Source organism: Vibrio breoganii, from assembly GCF_024346795.1.
GTDB lineage: Bacteria > Pseudomonadota > Gammaproteobacteria > Enterobacterales > Vibrionaceae > Vibrio > Vibrio breoganii.
The window spans coordinates 1,923,170-1,942,134 of the sequence record NZ_AP024864.1 but is presented as its reverse complement, the minus strand read 5'-3'; the positions used below and the strand labels follow the sequence as shown (position 1 = coordinate 1,942,134).

Genomic DNA, 18,965 nt, shown 5'->3' with positions numbered 1-18,965 from the left:
CAAAATATGCACAGGATTAATGAACGTTGTCACAAATTTATAGAAAACAGCCTCATTTATACTTCTGTCTTTGTCGTAAGGATGAAATATATACAAAACTATCAATACGTTACAAGTTGATTTAAGCAGCGATAATGGGATTGAGTTAGTGCACCGTCTCATTTTTATGGATCTTCACCTTACAGTTCAAATTTTTTCGTAAAATAACGTCTACAATATAGCAGCAGGTTTATTTGAGACGTTGCACTATTAATATATCAAGTATTATCAAGGTGGTTCATGCTTGCTCCAAAGATTAAGAAATATATTGAGCGGTTAACCGAGAAGTCTCCCGAAATAGAAGCTATTTGGTTAATTGGCTCAAGAGCAAATGGCAATGCTAAATCTTGTTCGGATTGGGACTTACTTGTTTTTGGGGATATCAACACTTTCAATAGAGTGAAAACGGATATTTCTTTTCATTGCGACGAAATCGATTTGCTAATTGTTATTGGTGATGAATTTTCAAAGCCTTACGGCAATCCCAAAGCTGGTTCGCTACAACAGTGGAAATGGGAAATTAAATGGGGAAATGATGCAACTTATAACGGAACAAAATGGATTCCAGATCTTGAGGCAGAAAGCGAGGGAATGTCAAATATGGGTCAGTTCATTGAGCAAACACTGAAAGCTGTTAAGGTTTACTAAATGAAGAAACTATTTATCCTGTTTGCGTGTTTGACTGGTGCTGCACATGCGAACTCGGACCTAGATATTGCTGCAAAACAACTAGGCTTTACTGATTGGAGCCATTATCAAAGCAGCAAAAATTATTGTTTAAAGCTTTATTCTAAAGAAGTTACTTCAAAAATGAACATGAATTGCAGTTTAAATATGGAGTGCTTGCAAAATGATGCCAACCTCATGAGCAAACGTTCAATGGCTTTGATGGACTCTAAAATATGGAAAGACCATGGCTGTAACATAGTCATGCAAGTTGAAGTTGGGAGTAGTAGAACCACATCTGGCGAGTACTACGAAATAGAAGTAGCGCACAATGATGAGCTATTCATCATTAATGGAGAGAAATTCGAAGCCAAAATATACTGTTTGGGCTGGAATGAAGGTGACCGAGTGAAGTTTCTTGACGGTAGCCCGAATGGAGTATGTACAAGCGCTGAGTTACTGAATCTAGAACGCAATGAAACTTGTGATGTATGGTGTGAGTAGCATTCCACAAGGCAACTAAGTAAATTTCACGTCTTCGCTCGATGGATTTGGCCAAAATGATTGAGTACATCGAAAGTATCGGGTGGGTATCGGTTCGAGAGCATGGTATCCATAAAATCGAAACGGGTGTGTCGGATGTAAATAGCGTTCTTGCCAAGGTGGATGATTTGATACCGGTTACAGAGGCGAATCTCTATAAAGATACTTTAGTTTAATAGAAACGTTCAATCCTAGAAAAAAACTCTCCGTGCCGTTGGTTGGTTCGGAGAGTTTTTTAGTTCGGAGTGTATTAGAACCGCGCCTTAGCATACGGCTCTACAAGGCGATCGCAGATATTCGGCAATAAAAAAGGTACTTGTTGAGTATTACCGATCATGGAGTTGGCTAAATCCATTTTTGATTTGTCGTATTTGTAGCGACTATGAACTACGTCAGCGTCGTATTTCTTTCCAAGCTCTTGCTTAGTTTTTTTAATTTTGTCTGCGACGATATATTGAGAGGTCTGTTGGCTGATTAGGCCGTAATAGGCGCATTGATCTAAACTGTATACGTCAGAGCCTAGGTCTCTTAGCTTTACAATGTGAGGGTTTTCTTTGTTGAATTTCTCACGTTTAGCGCGGGCTATCGCTTCTTTGTCTGCTTTCTTTTTCGCCTCCACGAGTTCGTATGCTTCCTCAAGCATACTGTCTGTGAGTTCAACCCATCCCGGAATGGAGATTTGGCAGTTTTGTCCAATATTATCGCGCTCATAACTCACAAACATCCCGCGATCATCCAGTATGTTGTATCCACCTTGTAAGATACCGGCGTACTTACCGTTCTCATCCCAGCCTGCAGAGTAATCAAAGTAATAAGTCGCTAATCCATGGCGAGTCGCACAGAATGTCTTGAGCGATTTACTGGTTACGACAAGTCCGCTGGCAGGGTGGTTTGGGCCTAACTGCTGCTCAAGTTTGGTGTTAAGGGCTTTTACCTCTTTGGCCAGTTTGGTGCTGTACTGCAGCTCTGTGCGTTGCGGAGTGGGAGGTGGTGTAGTGCTGCATCCAGCAATGAATATTGCGATAGGTAACAAGAGGGTGATCGTCTTCATCATGCGTTGTAAATCCTTTTACGTTGGGTTGTTCCTGTAGGTGTTAACTCTAATGACTATAGGTAACTTGCATGATCATGAATGTGATGAGGCTCTCTTAATAGTCCAAGCTAGGGTTTAGCTTAGCATTCTGAGGGGTTGTGCATAATTGACATTTAGTAAAGGAGGTGGCTAGGAACTAGTTGAGGCTGTGCTGCGTAATTCGATGGAACTAAATCTAGAACTTACGATCTGACCGACAACATAAGTTAATTATCGTAATTATATGTAAATGTCTCGTTACAAAGCAATAATTAAAAACAGTATAATTAAGCCTTAATCAACCGTGGTTCGCTCACCTTTTGATTGATGAAGACACTATTAGAGAGTGGAAACAAACTAACCAGACACTTCGACGCATCATTGAAATATCAGGAGATGGTGCTTACGATGCAAGGAACTGTCATGATGCTATCCGAATCAAGCGAGCAGTTATACTTATTCCACCAAGAGAAGACGTTGCCTTCTGGGAACAAGGGCACCCTCGAAATTTAGCTATAACAAGCTTACAGAACTTGGTATGCCTGAAACAAATTATACTGTTTAGCAATTAGTCAACTTCAGGCGATTTAGGTTTCTATCTGAATTACGCAACAAAGCCCCACGAGGTTAGAGGTATTTGCAATACCCTAAGTAATCCGTGAACTGATAATTTAGGAAAGTGTGTAACTCACTTTTGTCCATTTCTGAGTTATAATAGGTAGCCATCAAGTGTGATCACCAAGGGATTCTGTCGTACCTTAATTACCAAGCGACTTTGTCATTACGTTAACTACCGAGGGATTCTGACGGAACTCATTTAGCTTACCTTTTAAAGTAATCAATGGAGCTTTAGAGGGAGCGAAGGATGTTCTATATGGATTCTAAATCCCAATTTACTGTCGATATTATCTGTAAAATTGTCGATGGAAAAATCAGCATCAACAGTGCTACTACTTTGCTCAACAAGTCTCGGAGAACTGTTGAACGTTACCTTAGTCGATATCGGAAAGAAGGTATTCGCTTCATCATTCATGGAAATCGAGGGCGTTCTCCAGCCAATAAAATCCCAGAATCGCTCAAGAAAGAAGTCCAAAACCTCATACAAACCAAGTACTTCGATTTCAATCTGCAGCATCTTTCTGAAGTCCTAAGAAAGAACGAAGGTATCGCCATTAAGCGTGAGACCTTACGCTCTTGGGCTCACGATATCCATCATGTTAAACGTGCAAAGCGACGCAGAAGTCGAGTCAGAAAGTATCGAGAGCGTATGGAATTACCGGGATTAATGCTTCAAATGGATGGGAGCCCTCACCGCTGGTTTGGTGATGAGAAATCTTGTTTGATCGCTATGATTGATGACGCCACCAGTGATATTCATGCTCAGTTTTTCCCCTCTGAGACCACCGAGGGCTGTATGAGGGTGATGAGAGCTTATATTGAGAAACGAGGGGTATTTAAGACACTCTACGTCGATAGAGCGGGTATCTTCGGTGGTCCCAAGCGAAGTAACTTCTCTCAGATGCAACGAGCTTGTGACGAGCTCGGTATCGAAATTATCTTTGCAAACTCACCACAAGGGAAAGGGCGTATCGAACGATCATTCGATACCTTCCAAGATAGGCTCGTACCAGAGTTACGAGTACGCAAAATCATCGACATGGAGAGCGCAAATCGTTATCTACAAGAAGAGTTCATCCCTAATTACTGGGATAAAAAGGTTCGAGTTCAACCCAAAAGTTCTCGCTCTGCTTTCAAGCGCTTACCACCTAACTTGGATCTGAATAGCATCTGCGTGCAGAAAGAGTATCGAACAATACGACGCGATCACACGTTCGGCTTTGACAACAAAAGGTATGTTATCGACTCGCCAATCCGCTACTCCATTGAAAATCAAAAAATAGAGATCCGATGTCAGTTCGACGGCACATTCTCCGCTTATTTTGGCCACCGCCGATTAGATATTACGGAGCTGGTTGAGCCTCGTAAATGCAGTGAATATGGCAAGGAGGTTCAGCGAAAAATAGAAGCACTAGAGCTCGTTGAACAGCTCGGTAGTTTCTCTAAAGCCGCCCGTATCCTTGGTTGTTCCCGTCAATCCCTGTACACCTATCAGAAAATTATGGCTGAGGAAGGGCCTATGGGGCTGAAGCGGATCAATAAGCCCCTAAACCGCAGTAAGAATCGCATACCAGAGTATGCAGAAGACAAGATTATTGAGCTGACGTTGCAGAACCCACACCTGACTTTGATGCAACTCACGATGGAGCTAAAACAACACGATATCACTGTGAGTATTGGTACGATTAAAAACATCTGGAAGGAAGAAAACCTCAGCACTAGAGAGCTTAGGATTAAAAAATCACAATCACTGAATATCGACGTGTAAGGCGAGAAGTATCAATCGAGACTAAAATGTAAGAGCATGACAGAATCGGTTGGTACTTATCCCGTCAAGATCCCTCAGTAATGACAATAGGTAGCCATCAAGGTCGAATTTAATTAAGGAGACACAAGTGAGAATCCTCTATTTTGATCCCCATACCCTCCTATATTCGAGTACCTATTTGAGTAAAAATCATGACGTACGTAAGGCGTATGAATCTCAATTATCATTTGTTGGCAGGGATACTTTTATGACGAATGTAGAGCCGGATAGGAAGGGAATCAGAAAGCTTGCTGATGCTGCAGTTTCAGCTCATCTACTGTTATATCCGACAGGTGACAGATACACGAGAGAGCTACTAATTAAGCACAATCTACTTGATGAATCTGAGTTAGCGCCTAATGTTGATCTAGCTTTAAGGCTGGATGACAGAGACCCTCTAAGACTCGCGCTTGTTCATGCTGAAGCGTTAGATGCAGGCTGGTATTTTTGCGGTGATATTGCCACTGATGAACGTCTTCAGTCATTCCCGAACCGCTATCTTTTGACTCAAATAGGAGAGGGCGTGAGCCAAGATCTGATCTCGAAGATAGCGGCGATTAAATAGAAGATGGCTTTAAATGGCCAAGGCTCAGGGATAAGACAAACAGCTAATAAAATGGTCTTTGTCCATCTTCGAACTAATGAGCCTGTGGTCGCAATTATTATATAAAAACAGGTCCCAATATGGGCTGATAATGTTGTCTATGAGTCGTGAGTGAGGGACTTATCTAAGCATCATCTTTCTAGGCTAAAAAAATAGTGTGTCCACAAATACAAATAACAATTTGCTCCCCTATTAACCACTCGTATCGATTGTTGCATTTAGTACATAAAAACGAATCTAGGTTCATTTCTCACCTCTGGTGCTCAAACATGATGATAAGTATGGTTAAGCTTGTCCTAATTCTGAATGCGACGAGAGATACGCTTCGGCGCAGTTCACAGTTTTAGGTACTTCATCACTTATGTTAGCTTTAGAGGCATTACATCGGTCTCTACTACAACCTAAACGCTCGAACATGTCATTGCCATCCAACTAAGTGACCTCCTGGCACACTCTGCCCCATTGTGTTCCAGCGTCAATTGAGCCTGTTCTCTGATGCTCTGGCACATGACTTAGTTTTGCTAATACTCTTAACGTGGATAAGTCCAAGATCAACTATCAATAACTACGAAGTTTAATGTTCCATAAGCGATTCAATCGGAGATTAAGGCTCAATAGCCGAGCGGTTTATTGTTCCCTGAGTGATCGCTAAAGCCAAAGGACAGAAGGTTTGGCGGTTTCTTCCATTCCCGAACGAACGGTCGGAGATTGATGTCCAATAACTAGGCGGTTTATTGTTTCTTGAATGATCGATACAGCTAAGACACTGAAAGTAAGGTGTTTTTATTATCCCCTGGTTGATCGCTCGGAGGTGAAAGCTCTAATAGCCAAGCGGTTTATTGTTCCCTGAGTGATCGATATGCCCGGGGAACGGTTGTTTTGGCGTTTTTATTACTCTCTGAGCGACCAGTCGAGATTGCTGCTCAACAACTAAGTAATTTATAGTTCCCTGAATGATCGATACAGCTAAGAAACGATGTATTTGATGTATTTTGTTATTCCCTGAGCGATCAGTCGGAGATTAAGGCTCAATAGCTGAGCGATTTATTGTTCCTTGAGTGACCGATTCAACTAAGGTATTGTAAATTAATTGTTTTTATTAGTTCCTGAGTGTCAGATGCATTTGAGATGTCGCACTATTAAGCTGTTAACTTTCCCATACATAAGATAACCCGCGATCTGCTAAATTAGTAAAACCACTGACACATCTTTGTCCAGAGCCCTCTTAGAACGAACTTCGCTAACAAGCTTTTGCTTGATAAGGATTGGTAATGATTGCTCCACCTGCCCGTATTAACATGACATTAACACACCACGAGCGTTTTATAATATAAATCAGTTGGTTACTCAACCCACTATAAGATAGTGACTATAAGATAGTGGCTATGATTTAAAACAAAAAAGCCCCAAAGTGAGCCAGATAGAAATAGGGCTCAGTTTCAAACCCAGCAACTTCCCTTACTTTTCCTCATGCCTAGAACTCTAACTATGTGACCAAATTTGTTAATCCACTACACTTGATTAATGTTATAGATCAGTAACATTAAGTCGACTTAAGACCCTCAATGTTAAGTATTGCGAACATTAAAAGAACTTTGGCTTGGTGTCCATGCATGGACACCAAGCCAAAGTTTTTTGAGCCCACGTTCAATGATCCAATCTTTTAAAACTAACATATCCCCAGAGCCACTTCGTAACTCGGAAATGTCCATCTACTTTCTAGGCTAAAAAAATAGTGTGTCCACAAATACAAATAACAATTTGCTCCCCTATTAACCACTCATCTCGATTGTTGCATTTAGTACATAAAAACGAATCTAGGTTCATTTCTCACCTCTAGTGCTCAAACATGATGATAAGTATGGTTTGCCTTGCCCTAATTCTGAATGCGGCGAGAGATACGCTTCGGCGCAGTTCACAGTTTTAGGTAATTTCATCACTCAAGTTAGCTTTAGAAGCATTACATCGATGCTCTACTACAACTTAAACGCTCGAACATTTCATTACTATCAACTAAGTGACTTCCTAGCGCACTTCTGCCCCTTTACGTTTTAGACCCTTTACTCATTCACATCCTGTTCATGCATTTTTACCCTCGTAAAATTGATCCACATTTATAATGTTGTTCAGTAGGCATTCCAGTGAAGCACGACTGGAAAACGTATCTAGCGGGAGTGTCACGCTGAAATACGTATCATCAGATTCAGCGCATAAGGTCTAATTAATTGGTACTAAGCCCATTAAACTTTGAAAAGCAAAATGTCGCTTAATGAAGTATCAGTCTGACTTGAGAAGTTCAAAATCGCTAACAGCGGCAAAATAGTCTGCAAGTTTATTCACAGCTTGCTCCTTGCTACGATAAGCCTCCCTTGGTCGAGAGAGCTTATCGCAGAGTCGGTTGTTTGTTCTCTTCGTTGAATTCCAGTTCTGATTAAGTAGACAGTGCTTGAGGTTCTAGTTATGAGTAAGAGAACCGCCTTGATTTTTAAGGCTGAAACTTAGCCCTCTGTGGCAAAAAATTCTGTAAAAATTTGATACTTCTCCCTCTTTAACGGATCATCTGAGTCTGCAAGGCCACTGTAGTAAGTTTGTAGAACTGTAAGTACTTGTTGAAATAAAGCCCCAAACCTTGTTGTCATTGAGGATGAAAAGTCATCAATCATTAATTTAAAGTCACAAAGGCTATTATCATTATTCCGTCTAGTAGCTTGAATAAATGTCACTATCGGGTAAATGAATTTAATTGCATCGTCTGGGTGTTCAATGTTCATATACGAATAGTGTTTGAAATAGTCATTAAAATAACGACTAGCATCGGCGTAGTGTTTTAAACGAAAATGTGTATTCGCTACAAAAAACAATGAGTAAGAATAGTCTTCAAACCATAGTGAGGGGCATTGCTGATAGTAGTGCTGGCGTATCTCAAGGGATTCTTCAAAAAGAGCAATGGCCTTCTCTATCTGGTTGATTTGTTGGTATGAGTTTGCCAAATTATTCACGATTGTGGTGTAGGTTTTAGCCCATTGGTCTGGGTTTTGCCGATAGTAGTGCTGGCCTATTTCAAAGGCTTGCTTATTAAGGCTAATGGCCCTCTCAAACTGGTTGTTTTTTCGGTACGAGTTTGCCAAGTGATTCAAGTTTGTGGTGTAGGTTTTAGCCCATTGATCTGGGTTTTGTTGATAGTAGTGCTGGCTTATCTTAAGGGATTGCTCTCGAAGAGCAATGTCTCTCTTAAGCTGATTGTTTTGTGTGTATGAGCTTGCCAAATTATTCAAGATTATGGTGTAGGTTTTAGCCCATTGGTCTGAGTATTGCTGATAGTAGTGCTGGCCTATTTCAAAGGCGTGCTTATTAAGGCTAATAGCTCTCTCAGGCTGGTCGATTTGTTGGTATGAGTTTGCCAAATTACTCAAGCTGGTGGTGTAGGTTTTAGCCCATTGTTCTGGGTTTTGTTGATAGTAGTGCTGGAGTATGTCAAGGGATTGCTCTTCAAGGCCAATGGCCTTCTCAAGCTGGTTGTTTTTTCGGTATGAGTTTGCCAAATTACTCAAGCTGGTGGTGTAGGTTTCAGCCCATTGGTCTGTGTTTTTCTGATAGTAGTGCTGGCTTATCTTAAGGGATAGCTCTCGAAGAGCAATGGCTCTCTTAAGCAGATTGTTTTGTGCGTATGAGCTTGCCAAATTACCCAAGATTATGGTGTAAGCTTTAGCCCATTGGTCTGAGTATTGCTGATAGTAGTGCTGGCCTATTTCAAAGGCGTGCTTATTAAGGCTAATAGCTCTCTCAGGCTGGTCGATTTGTTGGTATGAGTTTGCCAAATTACTCAAGCTGGTGGTGTAGGTTTTAGCCCATTGTTCTGGGTTTTGTTGATAGTAGTGCTGGAGTATGTCAAGGGATTGCTCTTCAAGGCCAATGGCCTTCTCAAGCTGGTTGTTTTTTCGGTATGAGTTTGCCAACTCACTCAAGCTGGTGGTGTAGGAATCAGCCCGTTGATCTGGGTTTTGTTGATAGTAGTGCTGGAGTATCTCAAGGGATTGCTCTTCAAGGCCAATGGCCTTCTCAAGCTGGTTGTTTAGTTGGTATGAGTCTGCCAAATTATTCAAGTTGGTGGTGAAGAATTCAGCCCATTGGTCTGGGTTTTGTTGATAGTAGTGCTGGAGTATGTCAAGGGATTGCTCTTCAAGGCTAATGGCCTTCTCAAGCTGGTTGTTTTGCTGGTATGAGCTTGCCAAATTAAGCAAGCTGACGGTGTAGTGCTTAGCCCATTGGTCTGGGTATTGCTGATAGTAGTGCTGGCTTATTTCAAGAGATTGCTCTTCAAGGCTAATAGCTCTCTCAAGCTGATTGTTTTGCTGGTATGAGTTTGCCAAAAGATTCAAGCTGTCAATGTAGGTTTTAGCCCATTGCTCTGAGTTTTGCTGATAGTAGTGCTGGCCTATTTCAAAGGCGTGCTTATTAAGGCTAATGGCTCTCTCAAGCTGGTTGATTTGTTGGTATGAGCCTGCCAAATGATTCAAGTTGGTAGTGTAGATTTTAGCCCATTGGTCTGGGTTTTGCTGATAGTAGTGCTGGCGTATTTCAAGGGATTGCTCAAAAAGAGCAATGGCCTTCTCAAGCTGGTTGTTTTGTTGGTATGAGGTTGCCAAATTACTCAGGCTGATGGTGTAGGATTCAGCCCGTCGGTCTGGGTTTTGTTGATAGTAGTGCTTGAGTATGTCAAGGGATTGCTCTTCAAGGCCAATGGCCTTCTCAAGCTGGTTGTTTTTTCGGTATGAGTCTGCCAAATTATTCAAGTTGGTGGTGAAGAATTCAGCCCATTGGTCTGGGTTTTGTTGATAGTAGTGCTGGAGTATGTCAAGGGATTGCTCTTCAAGGCTAATGGCCTTCTCAAGCTGGTTGTTTTGCTTGTATGAGCTTGCCAAATTAAGCAAGCTGACGGTGTAGTGCTTAGCCCATTGGGCTGGGTATTGCTGATAGTAGTGCTGACATATCTCAAGGGATTGCTCTTCAAGGCTAATGGCCTTCTCAAGCTGGTTGTTTATCTTGTATGAGCTTGCCAAGCTAATCAAGCTGTTAGTGTAGGTTTTAGCCCATTGGTCTGGGTGGTACAAATAACCCTTTGCTTTAACATTCCTCATGACTGTCTGATGAAAAATGAGGCTTGTTGTTTGTTCTGTTGTAAGCGCTTGAGTAGGGGTACTAAAGAATGGTAACTCTTTAAACTGTATGTGAACGGTTTCAGAAATTAAATGAATCAGTGCATCTTTTGATGCTTGATTAGCGTCTGTCAACGAACTATCAAGCAAGTAATCAAACTGCTTGTCTAAAAAGATATGAAGCAACCCGTGGCCATATTGGTATTGGTCATCACGAGCGCTGAGGCGGCGCAGAATCTCATACACCTCATCAATAATGGCGTAGTGCTCTGGCTGTAAATTAACCTGTTTCTGTTGTTGGGTTATATGAGCTTTTAATGGCTTTAATTTCGGTTCATTTGTAGTGGACAGGGCGGTAAGGACACACTTAACTAACTCTGATGAAAATGGTGCCCCTAGAAGTGATGAAAACAATAGGGAATTCACAGCCGCATTGCCCATTTCACCAAAGTATATTTTTAGCAGATGTAAGCGCTCTTCAAGCACAGCGTAGGCCATTAGGTTGAAGCCTTGATGCGCACCTGTTTGACTGGCATGAACCAAAGAGTCTCGATATTTCCGTTGCAACGACTCAAAAGTCTGTTCTAGCGTGATGCTTAAGTCGCTAATGCTAGGGTTAAAACGTAAAGGTCCATTGAGGATAAGTTGACCAAAGCGATTTTCTTGATAAAGCTTGGCGTCACAAAGCATGTTTATCGTTTCGACTGCAAATAACGTATTCACTTCTGTCGAGCTTCCATTACCTAGTGTGCGTACTATCGATTCGGCTAGTTGATGATGCTGTTCACGTGTACCCGAGATAACATTCGCAATCAGTTGGGTTAGAGCGTGTATATCGAATCCAGATAATGTGAGTACATTTGCTTGTAATACTGAACTATTAGGCAGCTGTTGTGCTTCAGGGGTTTGGCTAAACTCGAGCGCTCCTGTCACTTTGGCTGCGGTAAGTAGTGACAGAGCGTGGCGGTGAAGCTGAAAGTTTGATTGCCAAGCTTTGTATTGCGTAGCAGCATCGCTAGGACGTAAGGTGGCGATGAGGTAGACATCTGAACGTTTTAGCAATCGAGTTAAAATATACTCACTTGCCGTATCGTCTATCCATTGCAAATCGTCAATGAACAGGATGATAGGCAATTCTTCTATCTGGACTTTGGTCAATAAAGTGATGGCGGTATCCAGTTTGTTAAATTGGCGCTCTTTTTCATCTTGTCGCTTATTGTCGAGACTGTGCATCCCCATTTCTTGCAGCCTGTCAAGGTTATCGTCGGTTTGTATGCGTTGGTATCCGGCATCAATGATGTTTAAGGCTTTGTCAGCACCAGAGGCGAGAAGTCCTGCGGCACTATACACTGTCTCTTTTGCGTTCAGGTTTCTGAGGAAGCCCAATGTCTTTTCTTTAAAGTCTCTGTGATGGTGAAGCCGTTTCTCTTCTTCGATAATGCTTTTTTCTAGTGAGCTTAATCCTGTATTGCTGGAACTGTGCCCCACCTCATTGAGAAGAGTTAACACGATAGCGGGACTGGCTTTTGTAATGGTCGTAATATGTTGATTAACGAGCGCAGTTTTTCCGATACCGGGTTCTCCGGATATCACGGATAGTGTGGTTGGGACCCTAGTAACGTATTGCCTATTCAGTGTATGCAACTCTTCTTGTCGTCCAATAAATAGTGATGATTTAACTGCAAGATTAGGGATATCACTGCTTGGTCGCTCAAGCATGCTGTAACGTTGAATAAAGCGGCGTTGGTCAGAAAGTAGCTGTTGTTTAATGGTTAATTCTGGAGTTACTTCCTGATAGAGATCAAACAAAGGGTCACTGTAGGCATAGACGACAGACAAGCCAATATGTTGATCTTGTTCTTTTTGGTTTTTGGCGTAAGAAAATAGTAATGATAATATTGCGATGGAATTATTATCCAACCGATGCGGATTATTGACATAAATTAATTTTGGGGAATTGATTGCGATGGCAAGCAGTAGTTTGAACGCTAGCTGGAATAAGTCGATGTTTTCACTTTTAGAAAATTGACTGGACAAGCGATTTAGTTCACTTTTTGCTTCAACCGAGAGGAAAAGGTTCTGTTTACTAATCCTGGCAATTAAGTCACCGAGCGTATCACTAGTGCTATCATGCAAAAGACCTTCAATATTACTTAATAGCTGCTCAGAAACCTCCACATTATCAAGCACTACTTTAGTAAATAATGAGGAGAACTCTCCTCCAATCTCATCAAGAACAAAACTCAACCCGTTATCCAGATGGTTACTTAATAGATCTCCTAGCATTCCTCCTGTGGCAACCGATGCTGCGCCTTTAAGAGATTCTTTTAAAACGGCAAGATTTTTGATTTCTTTGAGCTCACTGCGTAATTGCTCTAGCAGTCGTTCAAGTAAGAAAAATTGGTCATTAACGCGGACATCATCTCCATCAATCAAAATAATAGAAGTTTGATTTTTTAGGTCACGATCGAATACAGTCTTTGCAAGTAACAGGGGAGCTGTAATTTGTTTTTCTTGGCTAAACGCATTTATATCGTCGTGACTAAGTTCAACCAAAAGTGGAGTGTGCTGTGCTTTAAATAGATCGCTGTAGTAGTTTTGTAAATGATCAACGTGAGACATTATTTTTACTTTCCTTGTTAAAACTTATATGAATCAAGTTAATAACAATATACCCAATATGTATCTGATTTAGTAGGGTGAAAAGGTGATCTTCTCCTGCTAGGCAGGACACTTTACTAAACAATTTTTCTATATCTGAAGGGTGTTGTTGATCAATTCATCTTGAAGAATAACGATGCCATATAGGACTAGCCGTTAGTTTCTGACGGGCATACCTAGTCCTATGACTTTGTTTATAGCCTTGACGTTCGCCATAATTTCATCCACTTGAGCGTTGTAACATCTCAAACTCAATTTACCGCTTGTTAGTCCCTTGTATCGGGACATTGCGGTCTCAGATATTGAACGATAGTGATAACCAGACTCGGCTTTCCACTCCGCTATTGTCCCATTTTTCAGAGTTGTTACTGCTTCGTTTCTGGGGTGACCGTCCTCCCAAGGTACTGCATTCTTTCGAGGGGATATCAACGGAGTACAGCCTTTATTTTTTTAGAGTCTCGTGGCAACTTTTTGTGTCACAAGCTCCATCGGCAGATACGGCTGTGATCTTTCTGCGTAGTGGGTTGAGCAACGTCGGTAGCACTTCACTATCGCCAACATTTAGAAGGCTGACTTCCGCACTAATAGCTTCGTGAGTATCTACAGCTAAGTGCAGCTTACGCCATGTTCTGCGTTTTTCTGCACCATGCTTTTTTACTTTCCACTCACCCTCACCAAAGACTTTAAGCCCATTGGAATCAATGGCTATATGGCGAATAGCGCCTCTAGATTTATTGCGATATTTGACCTGAACCGTCTTCGAGCGTTTACTAATACAGGTGTAGTCAGGAGAGGTCAGAGGAACATCCATTAGCTCAAAGATAGAGTCGATAAAGCCTTGAAGAGCACGTAATGGCAGAGAGAATATACCCTTCCTCATCAGGGCAGTTTCAATCGCTGTATCAGAGTACTGGAAGTCTCTACCACGCTTACCGTGACGGGTTTTGCATCGCCATGCATCTACGGCTGAATCATCTATCCAGAACGTAACCGAACCACGTTTGCACAAAGCCTTATTGTACTCCGCCCAGTTAGTTATCTTCTTTTTCGCTTTACCCATATCACCACCGCTCTAACCATCACAAAGGATCAGATCGCACGACTTGGAAAAGGTTCAATTGATTTAGGCAACAACGCCAGTTGCACGCTAAATCACCTCTGTCCAGAACCTTCTCAGCACGATCATCACTAAAAAGGTTCTTCCCCAAAGTGAACTACTTGAAGTATTGCGCTTAATCAATTGCTTGAAATAAGTTGCGAAAACACAACCAGCGACAAGCACCATCAAGGCTCAAAACGGTAAACCGCAAATAATCCCTATCTCAGGCAGTAACTCCAGAAGCTCATTTTCGAAAGCAAATGAGCTTCTTACTTTTCACCACATAAAAAAACCGAGACATCGTATCTTTACGCGATGGCTTAACCTATCCCTCAATGAAAGCACTAACGTGTTTCCAACATGCTGCCAAGTAAGCAGCCCAGGTCAAACGACTCGTAAGGCAACTCAACAACAAAGTAGTGGGTCCCAACCACTCGCCTAGTAGTTAGTTCAGTTTTACCATTTGCCTGCACAGCGACTCGAAAGAGTCGCGACCAGTGCAGGCGATGTGAGCCACTATCGCACCCACCAAGAAGCTTCGTCTAATGTCGAAAGAAATTAGACGAAGCTCTTAACTGACTCAGAAACCAGTCAATCCGTGAGTTCCGGATTAGCTGCTTCAGAAGTTTACGGAAGTAAACCCGTTTCGTGAGTCACGAAATAGCAGCACATCACGATTTCGTCACTGACGTAATGATAACGACTTGGTACGGATAGAAGCAGCTTACGCTTGGCGTTCTATCTCCAAAGCCTCCAGGTGATTTACGTAATACGAAATCGAAAATAAATACATAGCGAACCCATAGGTAGAGGATGCAATAAGCCGCTTGCTGATGCCAACAGCACTACCTATCGACAGAGGATGCAACACGCCCACCGCCCTTAAAGTAGAAGGGAGCTGTCATTAAGATGTGAGGATGCAATAAGCCCACAGACTCCACAATGGAGAAGCACATCATTCAAATAGGCGATTTCATTTATCGATACAGAAGTGAAAGTCTTCTGCGCATTCAAAGCTATGTTGTTCACAATGAGGGGGAGTCAATGAAAGGACTTTATACCGGACACCTTCCGAAAGGATTACGAGATTTTAAGAAACCGAATTTTGGGCTGGGTGCGAGACAGCTTGATAGAGCACTTATTAATGCGTCACTCGAGCAGCTCGATGGCGTCAAAAACAATACTCACAAAGCTAGATTGCCGGCTTGCCGTAACTTTGCAGAGTTTCTCAAAGAGCATACTGATGTCAAACGCCTTAATATGGTGGAAAAACGTCATGTTGAACTCTATGGAGAATATCTGAGAGAGCGCTTCGAATCTGAGGAATCGCTGTCGGCGTCCTCAGCACGAGATTATCTATCACACATTAATGTCTGTTTGTCTCAGGCTAGAGGCGACAAGAAACTAAAAGTAGAGGCGACCAAAGACCTGCATTTTCCACCGAAGAGTGGCATTGCGACTGAAGACCGTTCGGTGACGCAACCACAACATGATGCAATAGTTTCCGAAGCCAGTGACGAAATAGTGGTTATTGCAAAGCTTCAGCGTCACTTTGGATTTCGTTTTCGTGAGGCAGCGCTGTTTGACAGTAGTAAAGCTCTAAGCCAATACGAGAAAACAGGACTCGTCTCTCTTTCTCGCGGTACAAAAGGAGGCCAGGCCCGGACACTAACGATTGATAGCGATGAGCAGGTAAAAGCATTAGCTTTGGGTCACAAACTCCAGCTGCGTACAGGGCATGATAACGCCATACCGCAACAGGAGCGACTGCAAGCGTTTCAATGCCGGGCATGGCGTGAAGTGAAAGCGATTGATGAGGGTTACCTTTCCCATGGGGAACGTAAATTTTTTGCGTGTGACTATTACACAAAACGGATGGGGGTCGCGCCTCCAGTGATAGCAGGTATCCAGCATGGGAAGGCTCATCATGAATACATTGCTAAAACACTCTCTATTTCCTTAGGCGAAGCGATAGAGAAAGATAAAGCGGTGCGACTTGAACTCTCGAAGTTACTTGGTCACCATCGCGTGGGTATCACTAACGCCTATTTGGGATAAGGAGTGTCGTCCCAAGCACGATAGATATCAGATACGCCAAAAAAAGAGTCACACTCGCTTCATCGTTGGGGATTTCAGCATAGTTCTTTATTCATGGAAGGAGAACAAACTATGCAGAAAAACACCTATAAACAAATGGCTACGTTAATGGCGCCGTACCTAAAGAAGGGAATCGCTTATCGTCAAAAACAAGTCCGGCGATTGCTGGCCATTTACGACGATATCTTTGCTCATGAGCCTTACTTGAATGATGAAATCACTCGGGTAGGGCGCAAGCAAATTATTGGTTACTGGGAGCGAACTAAAGGCGAGAGTAGTGCGGTCCGAAAGGAAAAATACAAGGTACTGTGTCTGTTTTACAACAAAGCCAATCTGCGAGGAAAAGTCCCTAAACCCAAGTAACGTTGTTTGTTATGTATGATGACACGTTATTTGTTACACCCCTTGTAGAATCGGGTTGGACACAAAAAGCGTTAAAGCGCCGACCACATAACTGGCGCTTGTGCACTGTCGTTATCGAGCTCTACGTGTTTGTGCTCGCTTAGTCCCAATGAGTGCGAATAGTGCACCCGCTTGTCCACTCTCATTGGAGCATAGAGCGAAACATTGCCAGCACTCGATGATGCCGTTGTTATTGATGTCGATAGTCATATTATTAACACTCATCGCAGCGAGGATTTTATTGCCTTGAACCGACGCCATGTGGATTGCAGCATGAGCCAACACCTCTTGGAGAGAAGGGGTTTCGCACATCGATGCATTGGCTGCCACTAACTGAATGGAAGAACCAAGGAACTGACCTAAGTCAGTGTTTGGCAGCAGGGTTAGGGTAAAGCTACTTGAATAAGCCATAAGGCCTCCGTTGTTGAGTTTTTAGTACTCACCTCTTGAGTACCCATTAACGGTATCAATGTAAAACTCCAGCGAAATACCCTCAGATAGACTTTTTCTAATGAAAGTAATCACGTCAATTGTATCGATTCTTGATTCTCTAATGTGCAAGATAGCTTGCGACGTGTCTCCAACACTCTCAGTCCTTATTCATACTGCGATAGGCGAAGGCTTAGCTAGATTGAGTGTAGGAGGGACCTATGATGACTAAAGAACAAGAAGCCTACTTCAAAGAAATCCAAGAATTGTATGAGAAATTGAAAAGACATCTCCCAGAAAATGCACCACCAGAGTCATAGCGAATCGATGTGATATTTCTTATGATGGGGTTTTTTATTCGTTTGTGCAGCATTAAGCATGACTGGCGCTGTGACACAATCCGCCCTCAAGAAGAGTTTAGGCGACAAGGACGTAGTACCCCGATGAAGAACCTATCCATTTTTACTTTCTCATTATTAGTTGCCTTACCGGCGCTATCGGCAAATCAAACCAATGACTCATTTAGCAAGGCAAAGCGAATGTTGGAGAAAGAGGTGTACCAGCATCATCGAGAGACCATTTACTGCGGAGCACGTTTTGATAGTCAAAAAAACATCATTCCCCCTGAGGGCTTTGAGACAACCAAATACGTGAAGCGTGCCAAGAAAATGGAGTGGGAGCATGTGGTACCTGCGGAGAACTTTGGCCGTGCCTTTAGCGAGTGGCGTGAAGGCCATGAAGCGTGCGTAAACAGCAAAGGAAAGGCGTTCAAAGGACGGCGTTGTGCGGAAAAAGTGAATATGGAGTATCGCCATATGCAATCCGATATGTTTAACCTTTATCCTGCTATTGGCGCTGTGAATGCACTCAGACAGAACTACAATTTTACTATGTTACCCGATGTGGAAAGTGATTTCGGTACCTGCGCAATGAAGATTGATAATAAGAAAGCAGAGCCACCAGAGGGCGCTCGAGGTCGTATTTCGAGAACCTATATGTACATGGAAGAGTCATACCCTAAATACAGTATGAGTAAACAACAAAGGCAGCTCATGCAAGCCTGGGATAAACAGTACCCAGTGGATCAATGGGAATGCGATAGAGCAAAAGCCATTGCCGATTTGCAAGGTAATGAAAACCATATCGTCAATTCTCGCTGTGCCGCTTTGGGCCTTTACTAGCTAGGTGGGATTAAGGATCCAATCTATCTACATGTGATTGAGGATTTGGTCATTCATTTATAAGGAGATTCGAGTGAACAAAGGAATGCGAATACTGATACTCTGTATAGGGCTATTATCTACTGCTACGATGCAAGCCTCTCAAGAAGGTCAAGATCTCGGGGTGTGTCTTTCGGACTCTCTTAATGGCAAAGAGAGAAAGTTATTGGTGAGATGGACGTACTTTGGACTATCAACTCATAGCACCATTAAGCCATACTCAAACATATCCAAGGCAGATATCGATAATACGAACAAGCAGGTGGCAGTGCTTATGATGAGGTTAATTACTGAAGATTGCCCAAAAGAGGCAAGCACGGCTTATGAGGCGAACGGAAGCAAAGCTATTGAGCAAGCCTTTGGTATAGTGGGGCAAGTTGCTTTTCAAGAACTGATGAATGAGCCATCTGTTTTGCAATCATTTGAGGGCTATCTAGATTACATTGATGAAGATAAAATAAACAAGGTGTTTAAATGAGGGTCTCTATAATGTGCTCTGATTCAGACCTTACCAGGCATACCCAGTGACCCGGATTGACCTATATGAGTGAT

12 protein-coding genes and 2 pseudogenes are annotated in these 18,965 nt (G+C 42.4%); 10 read left to right on the top strand and 4 right to left on the bottom strand.

Going from position 1 to position 18,965, the window contains the following annotated elements:
* Positions 1-279: 279 nt before the first annotated feature.
* From OCU35_RS08995 to OCU35_RS08985, 3 genes are read left to right on the top strand one after another with little or no spacing between them, the layout of a single operon-like run.
* Complete coding sequence (locus OCU35_RS08995) at positions 280-687, top strand: nucleotidyltransferase domain-containing protein (RefSeq protein ID WP_261825227.1); 408 nt, start codon at positions 280-282, stop codon at positions 685-687.
* Positions 688-1,209: a hypothetical protein gene (locus OCU35_RS08990; RefSeq protein ID WP_261825226.1), complete on the top strand. Its 522-nt coding sequence runs from the start codon at positions 688-690 to the stop codon at positions 1,207-1,209. It abuts the gene before it with no gap.
* A gap of 56 nt (positions 1,210-1,265) precedes the next feature.
* Positions 1,266-1,424 carry a hypothetical protein gene (locus OCU35_RS08985; RefSeq protein WP_261825225.1) on the top strand — a complete coding sequence of 53 codons (159 nt, stop codon included), beginning with the start codon at positions 1,266-1,268 and terminating at the stop codon, positions 1,422-1,424.
* A 74-nt stretch (positions 1,425-1,498) separates the two neighbouring features.
* Here OCU35_RS08985 and OCU35_RS08980 read toward each other — a convergent pair whose 3' ends face one another.
* Positions 1,499-2,302, bottom strand: coding sequence for a hypothetical protein (locus OCU35_RS08980; protein WP_261825224.1), 804 nt, complete (start codon positions 2,300-2,302; stop codon positions 1,499-1,501).
* 380 nt (positions 2,303-2,682) lie between these two features.
* On the opposite strand from OCU35_RS08980, the pseudogene OCU35_RS08975 reads away from it, so the two are divergent.
* From OCU35_RS08975 to OCU35_RS08965, 3 genes and pseudogenes are all read left to right on the top strand, one after another.
* Positions 2,683-2,838, top strand: a pseudogene (locus OCU35_RS08975) (IS5/IS1182 family transposase); the annotation flags it as partial.
* A gap of 347 nt (positions 2,839-3,185) precedes the next feature.
* Positions 3,186-4,706, top strand: coding sequence for an ISNCY family transposase (locus tag OCU35_RS08970; RefSeq protein ID WP_261825223.1), 1,521 nt, complete (start codon positions 3,186-3,188; stop codon positions 4,704-4,706).
* A 247-nt stretch (positions 4,707-4,953) separates the two neighbouring features.
* A complete protein-coding gene (locus OCU35_RS08965) occupies positions 4,954-5,310 on the top strand; it encodes a hypothetical protein (protein ID WP_261825222.1) in 357 nt (118 codons plus the stop codon).
* A 2,537-nt stretch (positions 5,311-7,847) separates the two neighbouring features.
* Here the strand turns inward: OCU35_RS08965 and OCU35_RS08960 are convergent.
* Together OCU35_RS08960 and OCU35_RS08955 are read right to left on the bottom strand one after the other, a co-directional pair.
* A complete protein-coding gene (locus OCU35_RS08960; protein ID WP_261825221.1) occupies positions 7,848-13,127 on the bottom strand; it encodes a tetratricopeptide repeat protein in 5,280 nt (1,759 codons plus the stop codon).
* A gap of 195 nt (positions 13,128-13,322) precedes the next feature.
* Positions 13,323-14,226, bottom strand: a pseudogene (locus OCU35_RS08955) (IS5 family transposase).
* Positions 14,227-15,309: 1,083 nt separating this feature from the next.
* On the opposite strand from OCU35_RS08955, the gene OCU35_RS08950 reads away from it, so the two are divergent.
* Together OCU35_RS08950 and OCU35_RS08945 are read left to right on the top strand one after the other, a co-directional pair.
* Positions 15,310-16,323: an integrase domain-containing protein gene (locus tag OCU35_RS08950; protein ID WP_261825220.1), complete on the top strand. Its 1,014-nt coding sequence runs from the start codon at positions 15,310-15,312 to the stop codon at positions 16,321-16,323.
* A gap of 111 nt (positions 16,324-16,434) precedes the next feature.
* Positions 16,435-16,725 carry a hypothetical protein gene (locus OCU35_RS08945; protein ID WP_261825219.1) on the top strand — a complete coding sequence of 97 codons (291 nt, stop codon included), beginning with the start codon at positions 16,435-16,437 and terminating at the stop codon, positions 16,723-16,725.
* 111 nt (positions 16,726-16,836) lie between these two features.
* Here OCU35_RS08945 and OCU35_RS08940 read toward each other — a convergent pair whose 3' ends face one another.
* The gene (locus OCU35_RS08940) at positions 16,837-17,175 is read right to left on the bottom strand and encodes a hypothetical protein (RefSeq protein ID WP_261825218.1); all 339 of its coding nucleotides are present in this window, start codon (positions 17,173-17,175) and stop codon (positions 16,837-16,839) included.
* Between the two features lie 461 nt (positions 17,176-17,636).
* Between OCU35_RS08940 and OCU35_RS08935 the strand changes: the two genes are divergently transcribed.
* Positions 17,637-18,374 (top strand): endonuclease, encoded by a 738-nt coding sequence (locus OCU35_RS08935; protein ID WP_261825915.1) that lies wholly within the window; start codon positions 17,637-17,639, stop codon positions 18,372-18,374.
* A gap of 73 nt (positions 18,375-18,447) precedes the next feature.
* Positions 18,448-18,891, top strand: coding sequence for a hypothetical protein (locus tag OCU35_RS08930; RefSeq protein WP_261825217.1), 444 nt, complete (start codon positions 18,448-18,450; stop codon positions 18,889-18,891).
* Positions 18,892-18,965 lie beyond the last annotated feature (74 nt).

Excerpts from the sequence above, each read along its gene's own strand:
- OCU35_RS08995 (WP_261825227.1), top strand. The coding sequence starts at position 280 with ATGCTTGCTCCAAAGATTAAGAAATATATTGAGCGGTTAACCGAGAAG.
- OCU35_RS08990 (WP_261825226.1), top strand. The coding sequence starts at position 688 with ATGAAGAAACTATTTATCCTGTTTGCGTGTTTGACTGGTGCTGCACAT.
- OCU35_RS08985 (WP_261825225.1), top strand. The coding sequence starts at position 1,266 with ATGATTGAGTACATCGAAAGTATCGGGTGGGTATCGGTTCGAGAGCAT.
- OCU35_RS08980 (WP_261825224.1), bottom strand. The coding sequence starts at position 2,302 with ATGATGAAGACGATCACCCTCTTGTTACCTATCGCAATATTCATTGCT.
- OCU35_RS08970 (WP_261825223.1), top strand. The coding sequence starts at position 3,186 with ATGTTCTATATGGATTCTAAATCCCAATTTACTGTCGATATTATCTGT.
- OCU35_RS08965 (WP_261825222.1), top strand. The coding sequence starts at position 4,954 with ATGACGAATGTAGAGCCGGATAGGAAGGGAATCAGAAAGCTTGCTGAT.
- OCU35_RS08960 (WP_261825221.1), bottom strand. The coding sequence starts at position 13,127 with ATGTCTCACGTTGATCATTTACAAAACTACTACAGCGATCTATTTAAA.
- OCU35_RS08950 (WP_261825220.1), top strand. The coding sequence starts at position 15,310 with ATGAAAGGACTTTATACCGGACACCTTCCGAAAGGATTACGAGATTTT.
- OCU35_RS08945 (WP_261825219.1), top strand. The coding sequence starts at position 16,435 with ATGCAGAAAAACACCTATAAACAAATGGCTACGTTAATGGCGCCGTAC.
- OCU35_RS08940 (WP_261825218.1), bottom strand. The coding sequence starts at position 17,175 with ATGGCTTATTCAAGTAGCTTTACCCTAACCCTGCTGCCAAACACTGAC.
- OCU35_RS08935 (WP_261825915.1), top strand. The coding sequence starts at position 17,637 with ATGAAGAACCTATCCATTTTTACTTTCTCATTATTAGTTGCCTTACCG.